The following is an 822-nucleotide window of genomic DNA, read 5'->3' on the forward strand; positions in this document are numbered from 1 at the left end:
GTAGGCGATGCGGGTGGTCTGCGGCTTGCCGGAGTCCGGCAGCACCGTGTGCACAGACGGCCGGCCCTGGCGGTCGTACTCCGTACGTGACAGGACCCGGCCGCCGGGGCCGGCCTCCTCCAGCACGGCCCCGGTGGCCAGGTCCGTCACCCGCGAAGTCACCGTTTCCGCGTCCGTGCCCGGCGCCACGGTGGTGGTCTCGGTCAGGCGCCCGCCCTCCACCGTGCGGCTGACCTCAGTCCTCAGCTCACCCGGCCCCTCACCCCGGCCCTCCCCACCCGCGCCCTCAGCCCAGGAGACGGTCTGCGAGGCGGCCTGCCCGTACTCGTCGTACCCGAATGTGGTCTGCTCTCGGGCGGCGAGCTTCCCGGCGCTGTCTGCGGTGCGGGTGACGGTCCCGGTGACCGTGCGCCGGTCCGCGGAAAGGGAGTTGGCGGTCTCCTGCAGCACCTTGCCGTCCCGGTCGGTGGTCTTCTGCGACACGACCAGCCCGGTAGCACCCTCTTCAGGGTCGTACACGGTCTCGGTGACCGTGCCCGTCTCGTCCACCGTCTTCACCGCACGCCCGTAGCTGTCGTAGGCGGCGGCAGTCACGGTCCCCCGTTTCTGGCCGGCGCTGTTGTGGACGGTGCTGGCCTCGCGCACGGGCAGCGCCCAGTCCGCGGGCAGCTCCGCATCCCGGGGCGGCGGCACGGGGCTTGCGGGGTCCTGCTGCCAGCTGTAGCCGCGCACCAGTTCCCCGGCGGGCCGGTCGCCGAGGGCGGAGGTGAACACCTGCTGGGAGGTCAGCAGGTGCAGGCTGTTGTAGTGGGAGACCACCCT

The 822-nt window shown here is 72.6% G+C and carries 1 protein-coding gene; it reads right to left on the reverse strand.

What is annotated here, in order from left to right:
* On the reverse strand, window positions 1-822 hold an 822-nt coding region (locus IF89_RS39410; protein ID WP_158718152.1), incomplete at both ends, for a hypothetical protein.

This window comes from Streptomyces sp. NRRL F-2664 (assembly GCF_000719345.1).
Taxonomy (GTDB): Bacteria; Actinomycetota; Actinomycetes; order Streptomycetales; family Streptomycetaceae; genus Streptomyces.